The 19,680-nt window shown below is 65.1% G+C and carries 15 protein-coding genes; 3 read left to right on the top strand and 12 right to left on the bottom strand.

The genetic code is table 11. The features are described from left to right. Window positions 1-70: 70 nt before the first annotated feature. The 8 genes from ACUXVX_RS01465 to ACUXVX_RS01430 all read right to left on the bottom strand — a co-directional run bounded on the left by ACUXVX_RS01465 (window position 71) and on the right by ACUXVX_RS01430 (window position 11,821). Window positions 71-247, bottom strand: coding sequence for a helix-turn-helix transcriptional regulator (locus ACUXVX_RS01465; RefSeq protein ID WP_446310051.1), 177 nt, complete (start codon window positions 245-247; stop codon window positions 71-73). Window positions 248-349: 102 nt separating this feature from the next. Further along, a complete protein-coding gene (locus ACUXVX_RS01460; RefSeq protein ID WP_446310050.1) occupies window positions 350-979 on the bottom strand; it encodes a hypothetical protein in 630 nt (209 codons plus the stop codon). Between the two features lie 182 nt (window positions 980-1,161). Further along, window positions 1,162-2,352, bottom strand: coding sequence for a tyrosine-type recombinase/integrase (locus ACUXVX_RS01455; protein ID WP_446310049.1), 1,191 nt, complete (start codon window positions 2,350-2,352; stop codon window positions 1,162-1,164). A gap of 179 nt (window positions 2,353-2,531) precedes the next feature. Continuing rightward, window positions 2,532-4,418, bottom strand: coding sequence for a bifunctional sugar phosphate isomerase/epimerase/4-hydroxyphenylpyruvate dioxygenase family protein (locus ACUXVX_RS01450; protein ID WP_446310048.1), 1,887 nt, complete (start codon window positions 4,416-4,418; stop codon window positions 2,532-2,534). Window positions 4,419-4,480: 62 nt separating this feature from the next. After that, window positions 4,481-5,365 carry a transglutaminase family protein gene (locus tag ACUXVX_RS01445; RefSeq protein WP_446310047.1) on the bottom strand — a complete coding sequence of 295 codons (885 nt, stop codon included), beginning with the start codon at window positions 5,363-5,365 and terminating at the stop codon, window positions 4,481-4,483. A gap of 4 nt (window positions 5,366-5,369) precedes the next feature. Next, on the bottom strand, window positions 5,370-7,766 hold the full coding sequence (locus ACUXVX_RS01440) for a circularly permuted type 2 ATP-grasp protein (protein ID WP_446310046.1): 2,397 nt from the start codon (window positions 7,764-7,766) through the stop codon (window positions 5,370-5,372). Continuing rightward, the gene (locus tag ACUXVX_RS01435; RefSeq protein WP_446310045.1) at window positions 7,763-11,119 is read right to left on the bottom strand and encodes a transglutaminase family protein; all 3,357 of its coding nucleotides are present in this window, start codon (window positions 11,117-11,119) and stop codon (window positions 7,763-7,765) included. The genes ACUXVX_RS01440 and ACUXVX_RS01435 overlap by 4 nt, the downstream gene beginning before the upstream one ends. A 132-nt stretch (window positions 11,120-11,251) precedes the next feature. Further along, on the bottom strand, window positions 11,252-11,821 hold the full coding sequence (locus ACUXVX_RS01430; protein ID WP_446310044.1) for a hypothetical protein: 570 nt from the start codon (window positions 11,819-11,821) through the stop codon (window positions 11,252-11,254). 326 nt (window positions 11,822-12,147) lie between these two features. On the opposite strand from ACUXVX_RS01430, the gene ACUXVX_RS01425 reads away from it, so the two are divergent. From ACUXVX_RS01425 to ACUXVX_RS01415, 3 genes are read left to right on the top strand one after another with little or no spacing between them, the layout of a single operon-like run. Beyond that, window positions 12,148-13,158: an ABC transporter substrate-binding protein gene (locus ACUXVX_RS01425; protein ID WP_446311487.1), complete on the top strand. Its 1,011-nt coding sequence runs from the start codon at window positions 12,148-12,150 to the stop codon at window positions 13,156-13,158. A gap of 51 nt (window positions 13,159-13,209) precedes the next feature. Next, the gene (locus tag ACUXVX_RS01420) at window positions 13,210-14,004 is read left to right on the top strand and encodes an ABC transporter ATP-binding protein (RefSeq protein ID WP_446310043.1); all 795 of its coding nucleotides are present in this window, start codon (window positions 13,210-13,212) and stop codon (window positions 14,002-14,004) included. After that, window positions 14,001-14,768, top strand: coding sequence for an ABC transporter permease (locus tag ACUXVX_RS01415; RefSeq protein ID WP_222471392.1), 768 nt, complete (start codon window positions 14,001-14,003; stop codon window positions 14,766-14,768). The genes ACUXVX_RS01420 and ACUXVX_RS01415 overlap by 4 nt, the downstream gene beginning before the upstream one ends. A 150-nt stretch (window positions 14,769-14,918) precedes the next feature. On the opposite strand, the gene ACUXVX_RS01410 is transcribed toward ACUXVX_RS01415, so the two are convergent. From ACUXVX_RS01410 to ACUXVX_RS01395, 4 genes are all read right to left on the bottom strand, one after another. Next, on the bottom strand, window positions 14,919-15,683 hold the full coding sequence (locus tag ACUXVX_RS01410) for a FadR/GntR family transcriptional regulator (RefSeq protein WP_446311486.1): 765 nt from the start codon (window positions 15,681-15,683) through the stop codon (window positions 14,919-14,921). Next, window positions 15,652-16,614 carry an ABC transporter ATP-binding protein gene (locus ACUXVX_RS01405; RefSeq protein ID WP_446310042.1) on the bottom strand — a complete coding sequence of 321 codons (963 nt, stop codon included), beginning with the start codon at window positions 16,612-16,614 and terminating at the stop codon, window positions 15,652-15,654. Before ACUXVX_RS01405 ends, ACUXVX_RS01410 begins: the two co-directional genes overlap by 32 nt. Continuing rightward, window positions 16,611-18,488, bottom strand: coding sequence for a dipeptide/oligopeptide/nickel ABC transporter permease/ATP-binding protein (locus ACUXVX_RS01400; RefSeq protein WP_446310041.1), 1,878 nt, complete (start codon window positions 18,486-18,488; stop codon window positions 16,611-16,613). Before ACUXVX_RS01400 ends, ACUXVX_RS01405 begins: the two co-directional genes overlap by 4 nt. Window positions 18,489-18,702: 214 nt before the next feature. After that, the gene (locus tag ACUXVX_RS01395) at window positions 18,703-19,650 is read right to left on the bottom strand and encodes an ABC transporter permease (RefSeq protein ID WP_446310040.1); all 948 of its coding nucleotides are present in this window, start codon (window positions 19,648-19,650) and stop codon (window positions 18,703-18,705) included. Window positions 19,651-19,680 lie beyond the last annotated feature (30 nt).

Genomic DNA, 19,680 nt, shown 5'->3' with positions numbered 1-19,680 from the left:
CGTGCGCTATGATTCCGATGTCAGCCGGAAGAATTGCCCCCGCCGCCTATTTGGGTTGGTGGGGGTTTCTTCAGGCGGCAGCAGCCAAGCCTTCCATCAGGTCGTCGATGTCGGCCTCTTTCCAGTAGAGCCGAGCGCCGAACTTCATGGGCTTCGGCAGGCGTCCCTGATCGATATCGCGATAGATGCTGGTGCGGCCCCGGCCACCCAGCTTCTCCTGAAGGTCACGGAAGGTGAGGTATTTCATGGCTTTGCCCTTTCATCTTGGTTTGCTGCCAAGCGGGGCAAAGTGGTGCCCCGATGCGTGCCATGACGATAGGCGGGCGGGCTGTGACGGTGGCGGGGTGTGTCACATGTTTCTGCGGTGGCGGTACCAAATGCGGCGGTTGGCTTCAGCGGACGCGCCTAGTCCTGCCTTTGCTGCGAGACGAGCGGCTTGGGCTATCCCCACCCCAGCGGAGATTTTTGCCGCCATGAACTCGAGAATTTTCTGGAGGTCTGAACGCTGGTTCTCGGCGCTGCTCTCTCCGCCGCGCCGGGCAGCTTCTAATGTCCCTTTGCCGCGAAGGAAGTGCTCTTCGTTACGCTCCCTTTGGTGGATCAAAGACGTAAGATAGCCGTACAGAAAGTCGTCTTGTCGGACGTGCGCTGCGTGAAGCGACATTGCCGCCAACCAGATGTCGCTGAGGGGTTCTTCAAAGACTTGAACCCATGTGGCGACGATCAGAATCTCAACGATGAAGTCGCAGTGGTCAAATGGCGGGAATACATCAGTCGGGGCTGACTCTGCTCGCTCATGTATGGCGTCAACTTCCCGCTCAAGCGCGGCCCAATCTTCGGGGTTAAGATGCTCTTTCAGTTCACGCTTGAGCTTCGCAGTTGGCCTGTAGCCGCCCGTAAAGAAGCCCGCTTCGCCCAACAACTGGAATCCAAGCTCCTCAGGTTGCAGCTCAAAGAAATGCTCATAGGCAAGCTCCATGCGCCCATCGGTCGGGCGAACATTAATCTTCTTCAGTCGCTGGGACACGTCAGGCCCGTGCGACGTCTGCGTGAAATGCAGTAGGCCTGCGGAGTAGGAGGACGTCAGTAGTGTCTCGCCGGGGCGCTGCGACCGGGGCTTCACTCTGGTGACGAGTTTCGGTGGCTCCTTCGGTCGCTTGGTCAACTGGACACCATCGCCAGCACTTCGCCAGTCCGACCCAAGCAAACCTGCACCCAACGCTCCATCAGAACACGCCGCTGCTCAAGGAAGTCCGTGCGCCGATAAGCCCGTTCGACCGCAGAACCGGCGACATGCCCTAGAACCGTCTCGGCCACCTCGTGTGGCGCATCCGTCGCTTCGGCCAGCCAAGTCCGCAGGCTGGACCGGAACCCGTGGGGCCGTTCTTCCATCCCCTTCCGCTCCATAAAGCGCGCCATCGTCGCATCAGAGATGACGCCCTTCCGGACGCTGGGGAACAGGTAGCCCTCCCGCTCGTGAGGCTTTGCCATCTCGATCACGGCCAGCGCTTCGGTTGAGAGCGGCACCCGAAAGTCTGCTGTCTGACCCAATCGGCCCTTCATCTCCTCACCGGGGATGGTCCAGATGTCGCCCTCAACGTTTTCGAGCCGCATGAAGCGCAGCGGCTTGGATCTCACACCGGTCAGGATCAGCAGCCGCAGGGCAAGCTGGGTGACGGTCGGCTCCGTGAGCGACTGGTAGAATGCCGGGACCACCTGCCAGGGCAGGGAAGGAATGTTGGTGGCCTTGTGGCGACTTTTCCCGAGCAGCGCCTTCGCCTTGTCGATCGCTTGCAGGTCCACATCCAACCCAAGCGCGGCGGCATGGCGGAACACGATGCTCAGCCGGTTCATCGCCTTGCGGGCCGTATCGGCCTTCTCGTGCCAGATGGGCGCGAGGGTGTTCTTGATGTCCTGCTGATCCAGTTCCTCGACAGGCACCTTGCCCAGCTTCGGCAGCACATGAAGCTCAAGAGGCGAGAACCAGCGCCCGGCCTTGCCGTCGCCTTTCAACTCGGCCTTCCGGGCCTCAAAGGCATCCTCGGCAACCGTGCGCAGGGTATTGTCCATACGCTCGGCTTCACGACCGAGCCTCTGCCGCTCCTTGATCGGGTCTTTCCCCGACCGGGCCACGGCACGCCAGCGCTCTGCGGCCTCCCTGGCTTCCTTGAGGGACACGGCAGAAAGGTTGCCTAGGCCCATCTCCCTGCGCCGACCGTGAACTGTCATGCGCAGGAACCACTGAGCCCCGCCGTCTTCGCGCTTGTGCAGCCAGAGCCCCCCGCCGTCGCCGTACTTGCCCGGCCCTGCGGATTTCACCTGAGCGCTGGTCAGCTTGTTCAATGCCCTCATGATCCTATCCACCCCTCAGTCCACCCCTAGATGTAGCATACCATGGGGCATCTTGGGAAACACTGGAACAGAAAAGTTCAAGCTATACTGGATTTTCGGCATCTACTGGAGCAGGTTGAAACAACATGGTGTAGGTGTTCAATGCCCTTCAGCGGCACCAGTTTTCTCCAAGATCCTTACTAGCCGCTGGGCATGCCCTTTGCCCGGGTGAGCCGCTTTTGCGCGGCGATGCGGAAGGGCGCGTTGGGGGCGCCGTAGCCGGTGTAGCCGTCTTTGCGCCGGAGGATCTCGAAGAAGAGGCCGCCGGCGAAGGCGCGGCTGTAGAGTTGGAAGAACTCGCCGTTCTCGTCGGCGTCGTAGAGGATGTTGGCGGCCTGCAGGCGCTCCAGCATTTCCGGCGCCAGCGGGAAGCGCGCCGCGAGATCGGCGTAGTAGTTGGCGGGCATGGGCAAGGGCTGGAAGCCACGGGCGGCGAGGGCCTCGGCGGTGGCGAAGATGTCGTCGGTGGCCAGTGCCATGTGCTGGAGTGGCGCGCCGAAGGTGTCTGACAGGAAGCGGCCCGCGAGGGTGCGGTGACTGTCGGCACCGTTAAGGGTGATGCGCAGGGCGCCGTCGGGCGCGGCGAGGGCCTGGCTGCGCACCAGCCCGTCCGGGTCGATCACATCGACCATCGGGGTTTTGGCCATGTCGAAGAGCGTGGTGTAGAACAGGGTCCAGCTGAGCATGTCGTCGTAGCTCATTGTCTGTGCGAGGTGGTCGATCCGGCTGATGCCAGCGCTCTCATTGGCCTGCTCGACCGGCTCGAACTCCACCTCCCACACCCGCTCCAGCCCGCTGCCGTCATCAAGAAAATGCAGAAGGCTGCCGGAGAGGCCGCGAATGGCCGGGATTTCCAGCTCGCCGGGGCCGATGGGCTGAGAGAAGCTCTGCGCCCCGAGGGCCGTGGCGCGAGCGATGGTTTCGGCCGCGGAACCGACCTGAAGGCCGATGTCGCACACCGTCGTGCCCCGCGCGGCCCAAGCGGAGGAGGCATAGCCCTCGGTTTCCTCGTTGAGCACGATCCGCACATCGCCCTGCTGCCAGAGCGACACCGCCTTGTTGCGGTGCTGGCCGGTGTGGGAGAAGCCCAGCGTGGAGAGCAGCGCGCCCAGCGCACGCGCCTCGTCGCCACGTGTCGCGAACTCGATGAAGGCCACGCCCTTCGGTGCGATGGGGGCGGGAAAGGCCGGCAGGTCGACATCCAGCGTTGGTTCCGAGCGCCGCACATCATCCATCACTGCCATAAGCGAGCGGTAGCCGTCACGGGCGATGGCCTTGGTGTTGCCGCCGCGGAACTGGTCATTGAAGATTTCGAGACTGATTGGTCCCGCATAGCCGGTGGCCATGACCGCGCGCATGAAGTCTGTCACCGCGAGGTCGCCCTCGCCGGGCATGTTGCGGAAGTGGCGGGACCAGTAGAGCAGGTCCATCTCGATGGTGGGGGCATCGGCCAGCTGGACAAAGAAGATACGGTCGCCGGGAATGGCGCGGATGCTCTCAGGCGAGAGTTTGCGGCCGAGGGTGTGGAAGCTGTCGACGATCAGGCCGATGTTGGGGTGGTCGGCACGGCGGACGATCTCCCAAGCATCGCGATGGTCGTTTACGTGGCGGCCCCAAGCCAGCGCCTCGTAGCCCACCCGTAACCCGCGTGCGGCGGCGCGCACGCCGAGCTCGCGAAAGTCGGCGGCGGCCCGGTCTATTCCGCCCAGTGCCTCGGGGTGGCAGGAAGAGCAGAACAGCACCAGATCGGTGCCCAACTCCTGCATCACATCGAACTTGCGCTCGGCCCGGTCGAAGGCGCGGGCACGCAGCGGCTCTGGCAGGCCCTCGAAATCGCGGAAGGGCTGGAACAGGGTGATCTCCAGCCCGTGGTCTCTGACCATCCGGCCCACATCGCGCGGGCTTCCCTCGTCGGCGATGAAATCCTGCTCGAAAATCTCGATCCCGTCGTAGCCCGCCGCCGCAATGGCTTCGAGCTTTTCGCGCAGGTTTCCGGAAATCGAGACGGTGGCGATCGAGGTCTTCACGGGCAGGTCCGTTCTGGTGTTGGGCCGCAGGCAGCATGGCTGTCGCGGTCGAGAACTGTCAATCAGGCGGCGGTGAGGGGGATTACGTCGACGCTGTGGTGCGTGTCCTGCTCCCCGGCTGTGCGGATGACGCCTTTGACGGGCGCGACATCGCCGTAATCCCGGCCGACTGCAACGGTGATGTGGTCCATCCCGGCGCTGATGTTGTTGGTCGGGTCGAACTCGACCCAGCCGAGTTGCGCCCCGCACCACGCTCGCACCCATGCGTGCATGGCATCGGCGCCTTCGAGCCGGGTTTCGCCCTCGGGCGGGATTGTGCGCAGGAAGCCCGAGACATAGCCAGCAGGGATACCGAGCGCCCGCAGGCCCGCGATCATGATGTGCGAGAAATCCTGACAGACCCCGTGGCGGGCGGCGAAGGCCTCGGACGCGGGGGTATCAACCTCGGTGGCCTCGGGATCAAAGCTCATCTCTTCATGCAGCGCCTTGCCAAGGCTGCGCACCGCCTCCAGCACGGGCATGTTGGAGGCCGCCACCTTGCGGGCGAAGGCGCTGATATCCGGGTCGGGCGACACACGCGGGCTTGGGCCGAGAAAGTGATGCGGGGCGGTGCCGCCGATGGCGTTGTGTGCCGAGATCTCGGCGGGCATTTGCGCCAGCGGCGGAGACAGCTCCAGCCCCGGTGATTGCAGCAGCCGTTCGGCCCGGGCAGCGAGGGTCAGCGAGATTTTGTCGATAGGCTCATGGAAGGCGATGAAGGTCATCAGGTTGCCGTAGAAGTCGAACAGGTCGCGGCGCTCGCTTGGGATCGGATCCACCGTCAGCAGGCTGGCAGAAATGCGCTGCCGGTCGGGGATTTCGGCGGGCAGGAGGTGGAGCAGGTTGCGGGCATGGTCGGAGGTGCCCTGATACTCGTACTCGATCTGAAGTTTCACATCGTAGCGCACCGGGTCACCTCAGGTAGAGCGTGGAGAGCAGGTTGGAGATATTCGCCAGCTCGGCGCGCAGCTCGACAAAGGCCTTGCAGCCCAGAATGCCGGGGTCGGTGGTTTGCAGCCGGGTCTCGGTGGGCATGATCGCCCGTGTCAGTGCCGATGGGCGCCCTGGCGCGGTGCTGCCGGGCATCATGCGGGAGAGCTCGCGCATCTCGGAGAGTTGGAAGACCACGGCGCGTGGGTTGTTTGGGTCGAGCGCCAGCAGGTCGACCACGGTGCCCCGGCTCGCCTCGATGGGAAAGCGCTGGCGGTGGGTCATGACTGCGTCGCCCAGCTCGAGCGCAATATCGAGGCTCCCCTGCGGCTGGCTGGCCTCGCCGAAGGCGGCGAGGATCGACGAGAGGCCATCGGCCCGCTCAAGCGCCCGCCCGAAGGCCAGAAAGCTCCAGCCGATGGAGCGATACATGTTCTCCTGCACGAGGCCGGAGAAGCCGGTGATCTTGCGGAGCAGCACGCCCATTTCATGGGCCACGCCATCGCCCGGATAGGTCGACCCGCGGATCGCATCGAGGCCGCGGGCGAGATCGGAGAGCGCGTTCCATCCGTCGATTGAGAACCGGTCGCGCACCTTGCCAGCGCAGGTGCGGGCTGAGCCGAGCAGGCCCTCTAGCGCAGCGGGCACAGGCTCGTCACTGTCGATCCCGAAGCTCTCCATGAACTTGGAGAGGGCCAGCAGGCGGGGGTCTTGCCGGTCGCCGGTTTCGGCGAGGCGCAGGTGGTAGGCGCGAAGCAGGCGCACGGCCCCCTCGAAGCGCTCGACATAGCGGCCCAGCCAAAAGAGGTTCTCTGCCGCTCGGGCCGGTAGAGTGCCGGTGCGTGGCGCGAGCGCGGAGGTTGAGCCAAGCATCGACTCGGCCGCCACCGGCGCATCGCCCATAATCCAGACATCGGCCACTGTGCCGCCGCGCTGCATTGCGAGGGCCGAATGATCATCCGACGAGCCGATGCGGGCGTAGCCGCCGGGCATGAAGGTCCAGCCCGTGGGGGTGCGGGCGGCGGTGACGCGCACGGTCATGGGGCGGGGCACGAGGCGGCCCTCTTCCCATGCGGGCGTGGTCGAGAGCGTCACCATTTCCTGCGCGACGAGGTTGCCGCCCTCGGCTTCAATCCAGGCGTCGATAGATGGCTGCGCGCTTGAGCGGAAGTCGCCGCCCTGCGCGGTTGTCGCGCCCAGCTCGAATGGCAGGTCGGAGGCGAGAGCCTCGCCGATCATCATCTCGGCGGTGTGGCTTCGCACATGTTCCCGCTCACTCTCGGTGCCGCACCACCATGTGGCGATGTTGGGCAGCTTAAGCGGCTGGCCGGTGAGCACCTCGGAGATCCGGGGGAGGAAGGCCTGGATTGCACGCATCTCCAGCACACCTGCCCCGAGCGCATTGACCATAGAGAGCGTGCCGAGCCGCAAGGCCTGCACCAGCCCGGGCGTGCCGAGATAGGAGGTTTCATCAAGCTCCAGCGGGTCCGCAAACTCGCTGTCGAGCCGCCGCCAGAGCGTGCCCAGCGGCTCCAGCCCTTCGACGGTGCGCACCTTGAGTTGCCCGTCATGCACGATCATGTCTTCGCCCTCGAGCAGCATCATGCCGAGGTAGCGGGCGATGTAGGTGTGCTCGAAGTAGGTGTCGTTGCCCGGCCCCGGCGTGAGGATGGCGGCGCGCCGCCCGGCGGGGCCCGCCTGACTGTCGAGCGCGGCGCGGAAGGCGCGGAAGAACCCGGCGAGGCGGTGAATGTTGGCGCGGGGGAATGGATCCTGAAAGATCCGCGAGGTGGCCATCCGGTTCTCGAGCGCGAAGCCTGCGCCGGAGGGGGCCTGCGTGCGATCACCGAGCACAAACCAGCTGCCATCGGGGTTGCGGGAGATCTCGAAGGCGATGAGGTGCAGAAAGTGGCCGGAGGCCGGGGTGATGCCCACCATCGGGCGCAGCCAGTTGGGGTTGCGCGCCACCAGTTCGGCGGGCAGGTGGCCACCCTGAACCAGCTCGGCAGGGCCGTAGAGATCGGCCATCACCTGCTCCAGCAGGTCAGCGCGTTGGGCGAGCCCATCGCAGATCGAGAACCACTCCTGCTCGTGCAGGATCACCGGCACATGGCTGAAGGGCCAGTCGCGCTCGGGCGCCGGGTCGTTGGAATACTGCCGAAAATACACGCCGGCATCGCGCAGGTAATGGGTGCCGCGGGCAAAAAGCTCTTCGGTCTCCTGCCGAGAGAGGTTGCTGAGCGAGGAGATGAAGCTCTCCCACACCGGACGCATCCGGCCCTGCCCGTCGATCAATTCATCCGCGGTGCCCTTGCGCGGGCTGTAGCCCTTCAACAGATGTGAAAGGCCATCGGCGCGGAGGGCGTTTGCGTCACTCAAGCGTCGAGCCTCGGATCGCGCCGCAGATCGAGCGTGCAGGGGAACTCGGGGTGCGGCTGTTCGGGTGCGGGCCGGTAGGCGCCGGGGGCGTGGCCATAGGGCTCGAACCGCGCCAGACGCCGCGCCTCGGCCTCGTTGCCGTTGACTGGGAAGGTCTCGTAATTGCGCCCGCCGGGGTGCGCTACGTGATAGGTGCAGCCACCGACGGGGCGGCCCGTCCAATCATCGTAGATGTCAAAGCTGAGTGGCGTGTTCACCGGTAGCACCGGGTGCAGAGCCTCAGGCGGCTGCCATGCCTTGAAGCGCACAGCCCCGACCTGCGTGCCGCTCTGGTTGCCGGCAGATAGCGGCACCGGGCGTTGGTTGACCATGATCCGATAGCGGCCCTGATGTTGGGTGGTCAGTTTGACCTGCAAGCGTTCCACCGAACTGTCGGTGTAGCGCACCGTGCCGCCGATGGCGCCGGTTTCGCCCAGCACGTGCCACGGCTCGAGCGCCTGCCGGACCTCCAGATGCGCGCCCTCCACCTCGACCTGCCCACAGAACGGGAAACGGAACTCGGCCTGCGCCTCGTACCAGACGGGATCGAAGGCGTATCCGTGCTGCGCGAGGTCTTCGAGCAGTTTGAGGAAGTCGGCCCAGAGGAACTCGGGCATCATGTAGCGGTCGTGCAGCACGGTGCCCCAACGGACCGGTTTGCCCTGCACTGGCGCCTTCCAGCAGCGGGCGATGATGGCGCGGATCAGCAGTTGCTGCGCGAGGTTCATCCGAGGGTGTGGCGGCATCTCGAAGCCTCGAAACTCGATCAGCCCGAGGCGCCCGGTGGGGCCGTCAGGTGAGTAGAGCTTGTCGATGCAGATCTCGGCGCGGTGGGTGTTGCCGGTCACGTCGGTCAGCATGTTGCGGAAGAGCCGGTCGACGAGCCAGGGCGGCGGCATGTCGCCCTCGCCGGGCGCGGGCACCTGCGCGAGAGCCATCTCCAGCTCGTAGAGCGTGTCATGCCGGGCTTCGTCGATCCTCGGCGCTTGGCTCGTGGGGCCGATGAAGAGGCCGGAGAAAAGGTAGCTTAGCGATGGGTGACGCTGCCAGATCAGGATCAGGCTTTTGAGCAGGTCGGGGCGGCGGAGAAATGGCGAGTCGTTTGGTGTTTCCCCCCCGACCACCACGTGGTTGCCGCCGCCGGTGCCGGTGTGGCGCCCGTCGATCATGAACTTGTCGGCACCGAGGCGGCAGTTGCGGGCCTCTTCGTAGATCGCTTCGGTCGTCGCCACGCAATCCTGCCAGTCGTAGGCTGGATGGATGTTGACCTCGATCACGCCGGGGTCGGGCGCGACACGGATTACGTTGAGCCGGTGGTCGTGGGGCGGGGCGTAGCCCTCAATGTGAATGGGCAGGCCCATCTTCTTGGCGGTCGCCTCGGCGGCGGCGAGCAGGTCGAGATACTCCTCCACGCTCTCCACGGGCGGCATGAACACGCAGAGGCGGCCATCGCGCGGCTCGACGGAAATTGCCGTGCGAACGGCGCCGCCAATGGTCAGCTCTTGCTCGACGATATCCTGCGTGGGGCCGGTCGCCTTGGGGGCGGAGACCGGCTGGTTGCGCTCTTCGGTGACCTCGGGCAGCGCGTCTCCGGCCTCTTCGTGGTAGTCGGGCAGCGGGCCACGTTCGATGCTGGGATCGGTGATGTATGTGTACGGGAACTGGCTTGGCGGGACGTAGGGCAGCGTGCCGAGGGGCAGGCGGTAGCCGACCGCGCTGTCGCCCGGCACGAGGAAAACCTTGCCGCGCCGGAGCTTCCACTTCTCGGAGCGCCACTTGTGGCCGGAGGCCTTGGACTGCCACGCTTGGATCGGCAGCACGTGGCCGGCAGGCTCGGTGAGGCCGCGCTCGAATACCTTGGCGATGCGGGCGCGTTCCTCGGGGTCTTTCAGCTTGGAGTTCTCGGGCGTCACGTTCTCGGGGAGGTTGGCCTCTTTCAGGATCCACTCGCCCGGATCCTCGAACGCCGGGGCAACAAAGTCGGCGCCCACGCCAAGCTCTTCGGCCATGCCCTCGAGAAACTGCTGTGAGTGCTCGGCGGTGGCGCCTGTGTCTTCGCCTTCCTTGGCGACCAGTGCCTCATCGGCCCAGACAGGCTTGCCGTCGCGCCGCCAGTAGAGCGAGAAGGTCCAGCGCGGAAGGGTCTCGCCCGGATACCACTTGCCCTGGCCGTAGTGCAGGAACCCGCCGGGGGCGAAACGGTCGCGCAGGCGGCGGATCAGTTGGTCGGCCAGTTCGCGCTTCATCGGGCCGACGGCGGCGGTGTTCCACTCGGCGCCTTCGAAATCGTCGATCGAAACGAAGGTCGGTTCGCCGCCCATGGTGAGGCGGGCATCGGCGGCCTTCAGGTCTTCATCGACCTTGTTGCCAAGGTCGTTCAACCGCCCCCAAGCCTCGTCGGAGAAGGGTTTGGTGATGCGCGGATGCTCGGCCACGCGGTCCACCTTCATGTCGAAGGCAAAGTCGACCTCGGGGGTGCCCGCAGCAGTGAACCCGCCGGTAATTGGGGCGGCGTTGCGGTAGTGGGGCGTGGCGGCGAGCGGGATGTGGCTCTCGCCCGTCAGCAGGCCGGAGGTGGGATCGAGACCGATCCAGCCGGCGCCGGGGATATAGACCTCGACCCATGCGTGCAGGTCGGTGAAGTCGACCTCGGTGCCCGAGGGACCGTCGAGCGCCTTCACATCGGGTTTGAGCTGAATCAGGTAGCCCGAGACGAAGCGGGCGGCAAAGCCGAGGTGGCGCAGGCACTGGACCAGAAGCCATGAGCTGTCACGGCAGGAGCCGGATTTGACGGTGAGCGTTTCTTCCGGCGTCTGGACGCCCGGCTCCATGCGGATCGTGTAATCGACCGTGTTTGAGATGTGGGCATTGAGCGCCACCAGAAAGTCGACCGTGCCATCTGTGCCAAAGTCCAGCCCGCCGATGAATTGGGCCAGCTTGGGGCCTTCCGGCTCGGGGCGGCGGTAGATGCTGAGATCTTCGCGCAGGTCTTCGGGGTAGTCGAAGGGCCACTTCTCGGCGCTTTCCTCCACGAAGAAATCGAAGGGGTTGTAGACGGTCATGTCTGCCGTCAGGTCGACCTCGATCTTCAATTCGCGGACCGGTTCGGGGAAGACGAAGCGGGAGAGCCAATTGCCGTAGGGGTCCTGCTGGTGGTTCACGAAATGCCCGCCGGGCGAGATCTTGAGGCTGTGTGAGAGCACGCGGGTGCGCGAGTGTGGCGCGGGCCTGAGCCGGATGATCTGCGGCGCAAGGGTGACCGGGCGGTCATACTTGTAGTGCGTCAGATGGTAGATGCTTGCGAGAATGGCCATGCCGCTGTGCGTGCTCTTAATTGTTCCGAACACACAATTTATGCCGCATCTGCGAAAGGTTTCCTAGCGGGCAATCTCAGGGCCGCGGGGCTGGCCCGGCCGCACGGGAGGCGACCGGGGCCCCGCAGCGGGTTAGAGCGCCTCGGCGTCGAGGCCGACAGTGATGGCGCCGATGGGCTCGCCGGTGGCCGGGTCGGAAATGGTCATCGAGACCTGGCCCTGATAGGTGTCGGAGCTTTCATCATACTCGACCTCGTCCACAAAAGTGGCTCCGGCGCCCATTTCATAGGTCTTGGCGTGCTTGTCCTCGTCGCCCTGCCACATGTCGGAGGTGACGGCGGAGGAAGCGACGTTGAGGCCATGACTGTCCATCACGAAGACCTCCGAGATCAGACCGCCGGAACCGGCAACCTGCTGGCGCAGAAATTCGGCGGCGGCGTTCTGCATAATCGGGTCGATGGTGGGGCCGGCGCCAGCATCGGCCTCGGCGCGCCAGGCTTGGTCCATCGCGTCAATGTCGGCCTGCGTCAGCGCGGCGCGGTCGGCGTTGGCGGCCTTGATCGCGGCGACGAGCACATCGTTGCTGGCCCAAGTGGCGACGCTGGCCGAGAGATAATCGGTCATGGCGGCATGATAATCCTGCGCGGCGGCGGGCAGGGCGAGGGCCGCGAAGGCGGCGGCGAGGATGGGTTTTTTGAACATGGGGTCTCCGGTGTCTGCAGTCTGCTCAGCAGGGAAAAGCGGCAGCGAGAGTGCCGCCATGACCGCGGAAGCTAGGGCCCTTGGGTTAAGAGCGGGTTGAGGCCAGACCGGCTTTCAGCGGTGTTTTCGTAAAACTTGCATCACCCTCTTCAGACAGGGCGGCGCATATTTTTGCAGCCATGCAGCATGCAATGGCCTAATCTTTAGGCGAATCTCGCTGACGTTGTGTTCCTGTCCCGGCGGCAATTCACCTTGGCGCGGCGGCGTGGCTATGTCGGTCCGCTCAACACCTGAAACGGAGGTTTTCACCCGTGTTCATTCGCACAATCCTCGGCGCCGGAGCGCTGGTTGCCGCCACTCTGACCGCAACACAAGACGCCCGCGCCGAAAGCCATGCCATGGCGCTGCCCTTTGCCCTCGACTGGAAGTTCGAAGGCCCATCGGCCCCCTATTTTGCCGCCATCGACAACGGCCACTTCGAGGCGAATGGCCTGAACGTGGAGATCACCGCAGGCTCCGGCTCGCTCGACGCGATCCCGAAAGTGGCGACCGGCGCCTTCCCCGTGGGCTTTGCCGACATCAACTCGCTCATCAAGTTCCTCGACCAGAACCCCGGCGCCCCGGTGACCGCGGTGATGATGATCTACGACAAGCCGCCGTTCGCCGTGATTGGCCGCAAGTCGCTCGGCGTTTCGGAGCCCAAAGACCTTGAGGGCAAGGTGCTGGGTGCGCCGCCCCCCGATGGCGCTTGGGCGCAGTTCCCAATCTTTGCCGCGGAAAACGGCCTCGATATGGCGGCGATCACGGTGGAGCCCGTGGGCTTTCCGACCCGGGAGCCGATGCTGGCCGAGGGCAACGTGGCCGCGATCACCGGCTTCTCGTTCAGCTCCTACCTGAACCTCGTGCGCCTCGGGATCGAAGAGGACGATATCTCGACAATCTTAATGGCTGATTACGGTGTGGACCTCTACGGGAATGCCATCATCGTCAACACCGAGTGGGCCGCCGAAAACAGCGACACGCTGAAGGGCTTTCTGGCTGCTGTTGCCGCAGGCTGGAAAGACGCGATTGCCGACCCGGCGGCCGCGACTGCGAGCCTGATGGAGCGCAACCCGGCTGCTGATGCCGAGCTGGAGCAGCGCCGCCTGAAGCTTTCGATCGATGCCAACGTGCTGACCGACTACACGATGGAAAGCGGCTTTGGCACCATCGACGAAGAGCGTCTCGCCTCCTCGGTCGAGCAGATCAAGAGCACCTATGAGTTCGTGAATGAACCCGATGCGTCGCTCTACTTCACCGAAGAGTATCTGCCCGAAGGCGGCTTTGCGCTGAAGTGATCGGAGGGTCCGTGGCGGTGGGCGGGTAGCCCACCCTGCGGGCTGCGCAGCATGACGAACCTCATAGAAATCAAGGGCGTCCGCCACGCCTACCAGACCCCGAGCGGGCGCTTGCCGGTGCTTGACGAGCTGGATGTGGCGGTGCCCGAAGGCGGCTTTGTGGCCGTGGTCGGCCCCTCGGGCTGCGGTAAGTCCACCCTGACCCGGCTGGTGGCCGGGCTGATGAAGCCCGACGAAGGCGAGGTCTGGCTGCACGGGGAGAAGGTGAAAGGGCCGCGCTCGACGGTGGGCATGGCGTTTCAGAACCCGGTGCTGCTGGAGTGGCGCTCGATCCTGAAGAACGTGATGCTGCCGCTGGAGATCGTGCCCACCAAGATGGGCCGGAAGGAGCAGGAAGAGCGGGCGCGGTACCTGCTTGGGCTTGTCGGGCTGGAAGGGTTCGAGGACAAGCGGCCAAGCGAGCTTTCGGGCGGGATGCGGCAACGCGCCAGCCTGTGCCGCGCCTTAGTTCACAAGCCCGAAGTGCTGATTTTGGACGAGCCCTTCGGGGCGCTGGATGCCTTCACCCGGGAAGATCTTTGGCAGACCATGCAGAAGGTGAAGGAGGCGGAGCCGTTCACCGGCGTGCTGATCACCCACGACCTGCGCGAGAGCATCTATCTGGCCGATCAGGTGGTGGTGCTTTCGGGGCGTCCGGCGCGCACGCAATACGTGCTCGACGTGCCTGATCGGGGGCATGACATCGAGCAGCTTTACACGCCTGAATCGGCGGAGATGCTGGCGATCCTGCGGCACCAGATCGAGGTGGCGCAGGGGCGGGCCCCGGCTGAGGAGGGCGCGGCATGAGCCCGAGATTGCGCAAGATCGCGGTGCCTCTGGCAGCGGTTGTCATCTTCCTGATCCTCTGGGAATTGCTTGTTTGGGCAATGGGTTGGCCGAATTACAAGATGGCCTCGCCGTCTGACCTGGTGCCAGCCTTCAGCCGTTACTGGGAGCTGTTCCTGGTGATGGGCTGGCAGACGCTCTGGCGCACCGTGGTGGGGCTGATCCTTGCGATCATCGTGGGCGTGGCGATCGGCATGGTGATGGGCTTTTCGCGGACCATGCGGGAGGCGCTTTACCCGCTGCTGGTGGGGTTCAATGCCATTCCGAAGGCCACCGTCGTGCCGATCGTGGCGCTGATGTTCGTGGGGGCGCATGACTTCAACACGGTGCTCATCGCCTTCATGATCTCGTTCTTCCCGATTGCCGTTTCCATCAGCATCGGGCTGAGCACGCTGGAGCCGGAATATCGTGATATTCTAAGGGCTTTGGGGGCATCGCAGAGCACGATCTTTTGGAAGATCGCGCTGCCGAAAACGCTGCCGGAGTTCTTTGGCGCGCTGAAGGTGGCGGTGACGCTGGCCTTTATCGGGACCAACCTGATGGAGATCGTTTCGCCCCATGGCAGAGGCCTTGGCGCGCTCTTCGACAGCGGCAAGACCAACTCGGATTATCCGCTGATGTTTGCGGTGCTCATCGCGCTCGCGGCGCTGGGTATCCTGCTCTACTACATCGTGGTCTGGCTGGAGAGCATCTTTGCCGGTTGGGCGGAGCGTACGCCGGGTTAAGATATGGGCGTTAACTCCATATTTTATTGATGCACAACTGATGCACATCCGATGCACAAATGATGTGTATGTCAGATGACATAGAGGCGCATTAATCAATGCACCGTGCGGTCGTGCTGGATCGCAGCGGATGGGCTTGATGAACCCCGGTCAGCCGGTCATGAAGCGCTGCATCATCACCGCCTCCTGCCCCTCCATCAGCGCGCGGGCGGTGGCCATGTGCTCGGTCATGATCGCGCATGCCTCTTCGGCGGCACCATCGCGCAGCGCCTCGACGAGGCGGCACTGGAAGTCGCGACCCTTTTGCCAAAGTTCGATGTTGGGCGGCGCGTAGAGCTCACGGTAAACCGTGATGTCGGAGAGCAGGGCGACCATGAAGTCGATGCAGAAGCTCAGCAGCGGGTTGGGCGACTGGGCGGCCAGCAGGGCGTGAAAGCGGAGCGAGGCGATGTGCTGCTCGCGCTCTTCCTCGATGGTCTTTGACGGCTCGGCGTAGGTGGCGATGTTGGCCTCAAGCTCGGCCAGCACCTCGGGGGAGAGCTTTCCGGCCAGAGAGGCGACCAACTCGGGCTCCAGCGCCTGCCGGAGCTGGTAGATGTCGGCGATCGTGAGATCCTTGAAGTAGAAGTAATTGCCCAGCAGCGCGCGCGCCCGCTCGCGGCTGACCTCGTGCACGAAGACGCCGCCACCGGGGCCGGTGCGGGTTTTGACCAGGCCCTGCGCCTCGAGGATTCGCATGGCCTCGCGGATGGTGCCCTTGGCCATGCCGAAGCGCTCGATCAGCTCGGCTTCTGCGGGCAGTCGGTCGCCAGCTTTCATGCCGTGCTCGACAACCCATGTCTTGATCGCCTCGGCGACCTGAACGGGGCGGCTGAGGCGGGTGTCAGAGGGGGTGGAAACAGGCGGCAAAGTGATCTTCTCCCATGGCCTCGAGCGGTGGCTCTTCGGCGCGGCATTTGTCGGTGACCCGCGGGCAGCGCCCGGCGAAGGGGCATCCGGGGGGCGGGTTGAGCGGGTCCGGCAGCTCGGCGGCGGCGGATTCGGGGGCGGTCAGCGGGCGGCCGACCACAGGGGCGGAGCCGGCGAGCAGCTTGGTGTAGGGGTGCTTGGGTGCGGAGAAGACATTCTCGGCGCGGCCGATCTCCACGACCGAGCCGAAGTAGAGCACCATGATCCGGTCGGAGACGGCTTCGACCACGGCGAGATCGTGGCTGATGAAGAGGTAGGTGAGGCCGAACTCAGCCTTGAGGCGTGCCATCAGGTTGAGAACTTGGGCCTGAACAGAGACATCCAGCGCCGAGACCGGCTCGTCGAGAATGATGATCTCGGGGGAGGCGGCCAGGGCGCGGGCGATGCCGATGCGCTGGGCCTGACCGCCGGAGAACTCGTGCGGGTAACGCTCGAGAAACTCCTCGCGCAGGTTCACCGAGGCGAAGATCTCGGAGATGCGGGCATCGCGCTGAGCTTTGTCCATCCCGTGGAGCAGCTTGAGGGGCGCCTCCATGATCTGGCGGATGGTTTTGCGCGGGTTCAGAGACGAGATCGGGTCCTGGAACATGTACTGGATGAGCCGCCCGAAGGCCGCCGGGTCGGCATTGTCGAGCGCCTTTCCGGCGATTTGAATCGTGCCCGTGGTGGGCTCCAGCAGGCCGACGAGCATGCGGGCGAAGGTGGACTTGCCGCAGCCGCTCTCTCCGACGATGCCGAGGGTTTCGCCCTCGGGCACTTCGAAGCTGACGGGCCGCACGGCGCGGACCCCGGCCTTGGGCTTGGAAAACAGCCCGCCGCCGATGGGGAAGGTCTTGGACAGGTCTTCGACCTTGAGGGCGAGTTTGGGGGCGCTCATGCGATGGCCTCCTCGGGGTGGATGCAGCGGACGGTGCGTTTATCGCTCCCTTCCAGCGGGATGTAGCCGACCTTGCACTCGGGTTGGCACTTGTCGCAGCGGGCGGCGAAGAGGCAGCCGGGGGGCAGGTCATTCACCACAGGGGGCAGGCCGGGGATGGCCGCCAGCTTGCGCCGCCCGCCGCCAAGCTCGGGCACGCAGGCGATGAGGCGTTTGGTGTAGGGATGGGCGGGCGCATCGAGCACCGATTGGGTTGGCCCCTCCTCCACGATCCGTCCGGCATACATGACCGCGACCCGGTCACAGAGCTGGGCCACCACGCCGAAGTCGTGGGTGATGAAGATGATCGCCAGCCCGCGCTCGCGGCGTAGATCGTTGAGCAGAGAGAGGATTTGGGCCTGAACAGTGACATCCAGCGCGGTTGTCGGCTCGTCGGCGATGATGATGTCAGGCTCGTTGGCGAGCGACATGGCGATGCCGACGCGCTGGCGCATCCCGCCCGACATTTCGTGCGGGTAGTTGCCAAGCCGGGACTCGGGGTTGGGGATGCGCACCTGTTTCATCAGCTCCAGCGCGCGGGCGCGGGCGGCGGATTTGCTCACCCGGCTGTCATGGACGCGGATCGCCTCGGCCAGCTGGTCGCCAACGGTGTAGAGCGGGTGCAGGGTGCTGAGCGGATCCTGAAAGATGTAGGCGATACGGTTGCCGCGGGTGCGGCGGAGGGTTTCGTAGCTGGCGGAGAGCAGATCCTTGCCCTCGAGCCGCACCGCACCGCCGGTGATGACGCCGGGGGGCGAGGCGACGAGGCCGGTGACGGAGAGGGCGGTGACCGACTTGCCGGAGCCGGACTCGCCGATGATCCCGAGGCATTCGCCGGGTTTGACCGAAAGCGAGACCTTGCCGACCGCCTCATAGACCCGGTCGCCGACATGAAACTGGGTTTCCAGCTCCTGAATGTCGAGCAGCGGGGCCTCGGGGTTGGCGGCGGTGAGGGTGCGGTTCTTGGCGACGTTGGTCACGGGCAGCGGGCGCGACAGGGCGCCGGAGCGCAGGCGCGGGTCGAGCGCATCGCGCACGCCATCGCCCAGCAGGTTCACCGACATGACGATCAGGAAGATCATCACGCCGGGGATGATGGAGGTGTGCGGGTGGGTGGTGAAGTGGTTCTTGGCCTGCCCGAGCATGGAGCCGAGGTCGGAATCGGGTGGCTGGGAGCCGAGGCCGAGGAAGGAGAGGCCTGCGGTTTCAAGGATCATCCAGCCGACGGTGGTGGACATGGCGATGACGATCACCGGCAGCACGTTGGGCAGCACCTCGGTGAGAATGATGCGGATGTGGCCCTTGCCTGCCAGTCGTGCGGCATCGACGAATTCGCGGTGGGCGAGGCCCACGGTGATGCCCCGGATGTTGCGGGCGAAGAAGGGGATGTTGACGGCGGCGACGGCAATGAGCGCGTTGATCAGGCCGGTGCCCAGCGCGGCGACGATGGCGAGGGCGAGCAGGATGTAGGGGAAGGCCATGAGCATATCGATCAGGCGCATCAGGATGTTGTCGGTGCGCTTGCCGAAGTAGCCCGCGATGATGCCGATGGCGGAGCCGAAGAAGGCGGCGAGGAAGGCGGCGACGGCGCCCACGGCGAGCGAGGTGCGGGTGCCGTAGAGCAGGCGGGAGAGCTGGTCGCGGCCGAGATGGTCGGCGCCGAGGACGTAGCCCTCGGTGAAGGGGCGGGCGAACCGGTCGCCGGTGTTGGTGATGTTGGGGTCCTGCAGGGGCAGGACGGGGGTCAGCAGCGCCAGCAGGAGGCTGATGCCGAGCACCACGGCGCCCATGGCGGCGAGGCGGTTGCGGAAGAGGAGCTTGAGGAAGGCGGTCATCGGTTTGCTCCTGTGGGGACGGTTTTGCGGAGGGCCTCGCGCGGAATCAAGCCGAAGGCGCCGCGCGATCGCCAGACCGCCCCCCGGGCTGGCGATTGGGTGACGTTGGCGCAAAGCTCTGAGGGAAGATGACTACTGGACCATAAAGCGCACCCCAACAGACGTTGGATCGCCACCCCGCGGTCTGTCGATCGCGCGGCTCTCTGTACCCAGCTCATGACTTGATCCTCGGGTCGAGCAGGGCCTGTGCGACGTCGACCACGATGTTGAAGAGCACGTAACAGGCGGCGACCACCACGACGCCGCCTTGGACCAGCAGCACGTCACGCTGGGAGATGGCGTTGACCAGCATCTGGCCGATGCCGGGCCAGTCGAAGACCATCTCGATATAGACCGCGCCCGAGACCACGAAGCCGGCCTGTATGCCGAGGACGGGGATGATCGAGACCATCGCGGCCTTCAGGGCGTGGCCCATGATGACCCGGCGCTCGCCAACGCCCTTGGCGCGGGCGGTGCGGATATAGTCCTGCCGGAGCACCTCGAGCATGGCGGAGCGGGAGAGGCGGGCGATGACGCCGGTGGCGACCACGGCGAGGGCGGAGGCGGGGAGGACGAGATGGTTCATCAGGTCCACCGGGCCGCCGCCGCCGTAGATGAGATACATGCCGGAGACCGGGAACATCCGCAGTTTCAGTGCGAATATGATGATCAGGATCATGCCCAGAAAGAAGCTTGGGATGGAGATGCCGATGAGGACGGTGAAGGTGATCAGCTTGTCGGCGAGGCCGTATTGCCGCGCCGCCGAGACCACCCCGGCGAGGATGCCGAGCACCGAGCAGAGCACGAAGGCGACGCCGGCGAGGATGAGGGTGTTGCCGAAGCGGCCCATCACCTCGTCGATCACCGGTTTGTTCTGAGAGTAGCTGCGGCCGAAATCGCCGGTGAGCATGTTGCCGAGCCAGATGAAGTAGCGCTGCACGAGGGGCTTATCGAGCCCGAGGTCGGCGTTGATCTTGGCGACGTTCTCGGGCGTGGCGTAGGCGCCGAGGATGGCGAGGGCCGGATCGCCCGGGATCATCGCCATGATGAAGAAGACGAGGACGGAGACGCCGATGAGCACCGGGATCGCGGCGACGAGGCGTTTGAGGATGTAGCTGCCCATGATGTCTCCTGCGGTGTGATGCGCGGTGAC

It is taken from the genome of Vannielia sp. SX4, from assembly GCF_052828525.1.
The sequence above is the reverse complement of the archived record's forward strand: the minus strand, read 5'-3'. Positions and strand labels throughout refer to the sequence as shown.

What these genes read in the sequence shown, in the direction of transcription:
- ACUXVX_RS01405 (WP_446310042.1), bottom strand. Translation starts at nt 16,614, where the DNA reads ATGAGCGCCCCCAAACTCGCCCTCAAGGTCGAAGACCTGTCCAAGACC.
- ACUXVX_RS01415 (WP_222471392.1), top strand. Translation starts at nt 14,001, where the DNA reads ATGAGCCCGAGATTGCGCAAGATCGCGGTGCCTCTGGCAGCGGTTGTC.
- ACUXVX_RS01465 (WP_446310051.1), bottom strand. Translation starts at nt 247, where the DNA reads ATGAAATACCTCACCTTCCGTGACCTTCAGGAGAAGCTGGGTGGCCGG.
- ACUXVX_RS01460 (WP_446310050.1), bottom strand. Translation starts at nt 979, where the DNA reads ATGGAGCTTGCCTATGAGCATTTCTTTGAGCTGCAACCTGAGGAGCTT.
- ACUXVX_RS01435 (WP_446310045.1), bottom strand. Translation starts at nt 11,119, where the DNA reads ATGGCCATTCTCGCAAGCATCTACCATCTGACGCACTACAAGTATGAC.
- ACUXVX_RS01395 (WP_446310040.1), bottom strand. Translation starts at nt 19,650, where the DNA reads ATGGGCAGCTACATCCTCAAACGCCTCGTCGCCGCGATCCCGGTGCTC.
- ACUXVX_RS01455 (WP_446310049.1), bottom strand. Translation starts at nt 2,352, where the DNA reads ATGAGGGCATTGAACAAGCTGACCAGCGCTCAGGTGAAATCCGCAGGG.
- ACUXVX_RS01430 (WP_446310044.1), bottom strand. Translation starts at nt 11,821, where the DNA reads ATGTTCAAAAAACCCATCCTCGCCGCCGCCTTCGCGGCCCTCGCCCTG.
- ACUXVX_RS01400 (WP_446310041.1), bottom strand. Translation starts at nt 18,488, where the DNA reads ATGACCGCCTTCCTCAAGCTCCTCTTCCGCAACCGCCTCGCCGCCATG.
- ACUXVX_RS01420 (WP_446310043.1), top strand. Translation starts at nt 13,210, where the DNA reads ATGACGAACCTCATAGAAATCAAGGGCGTCCGCCACGCCTACCAGACC.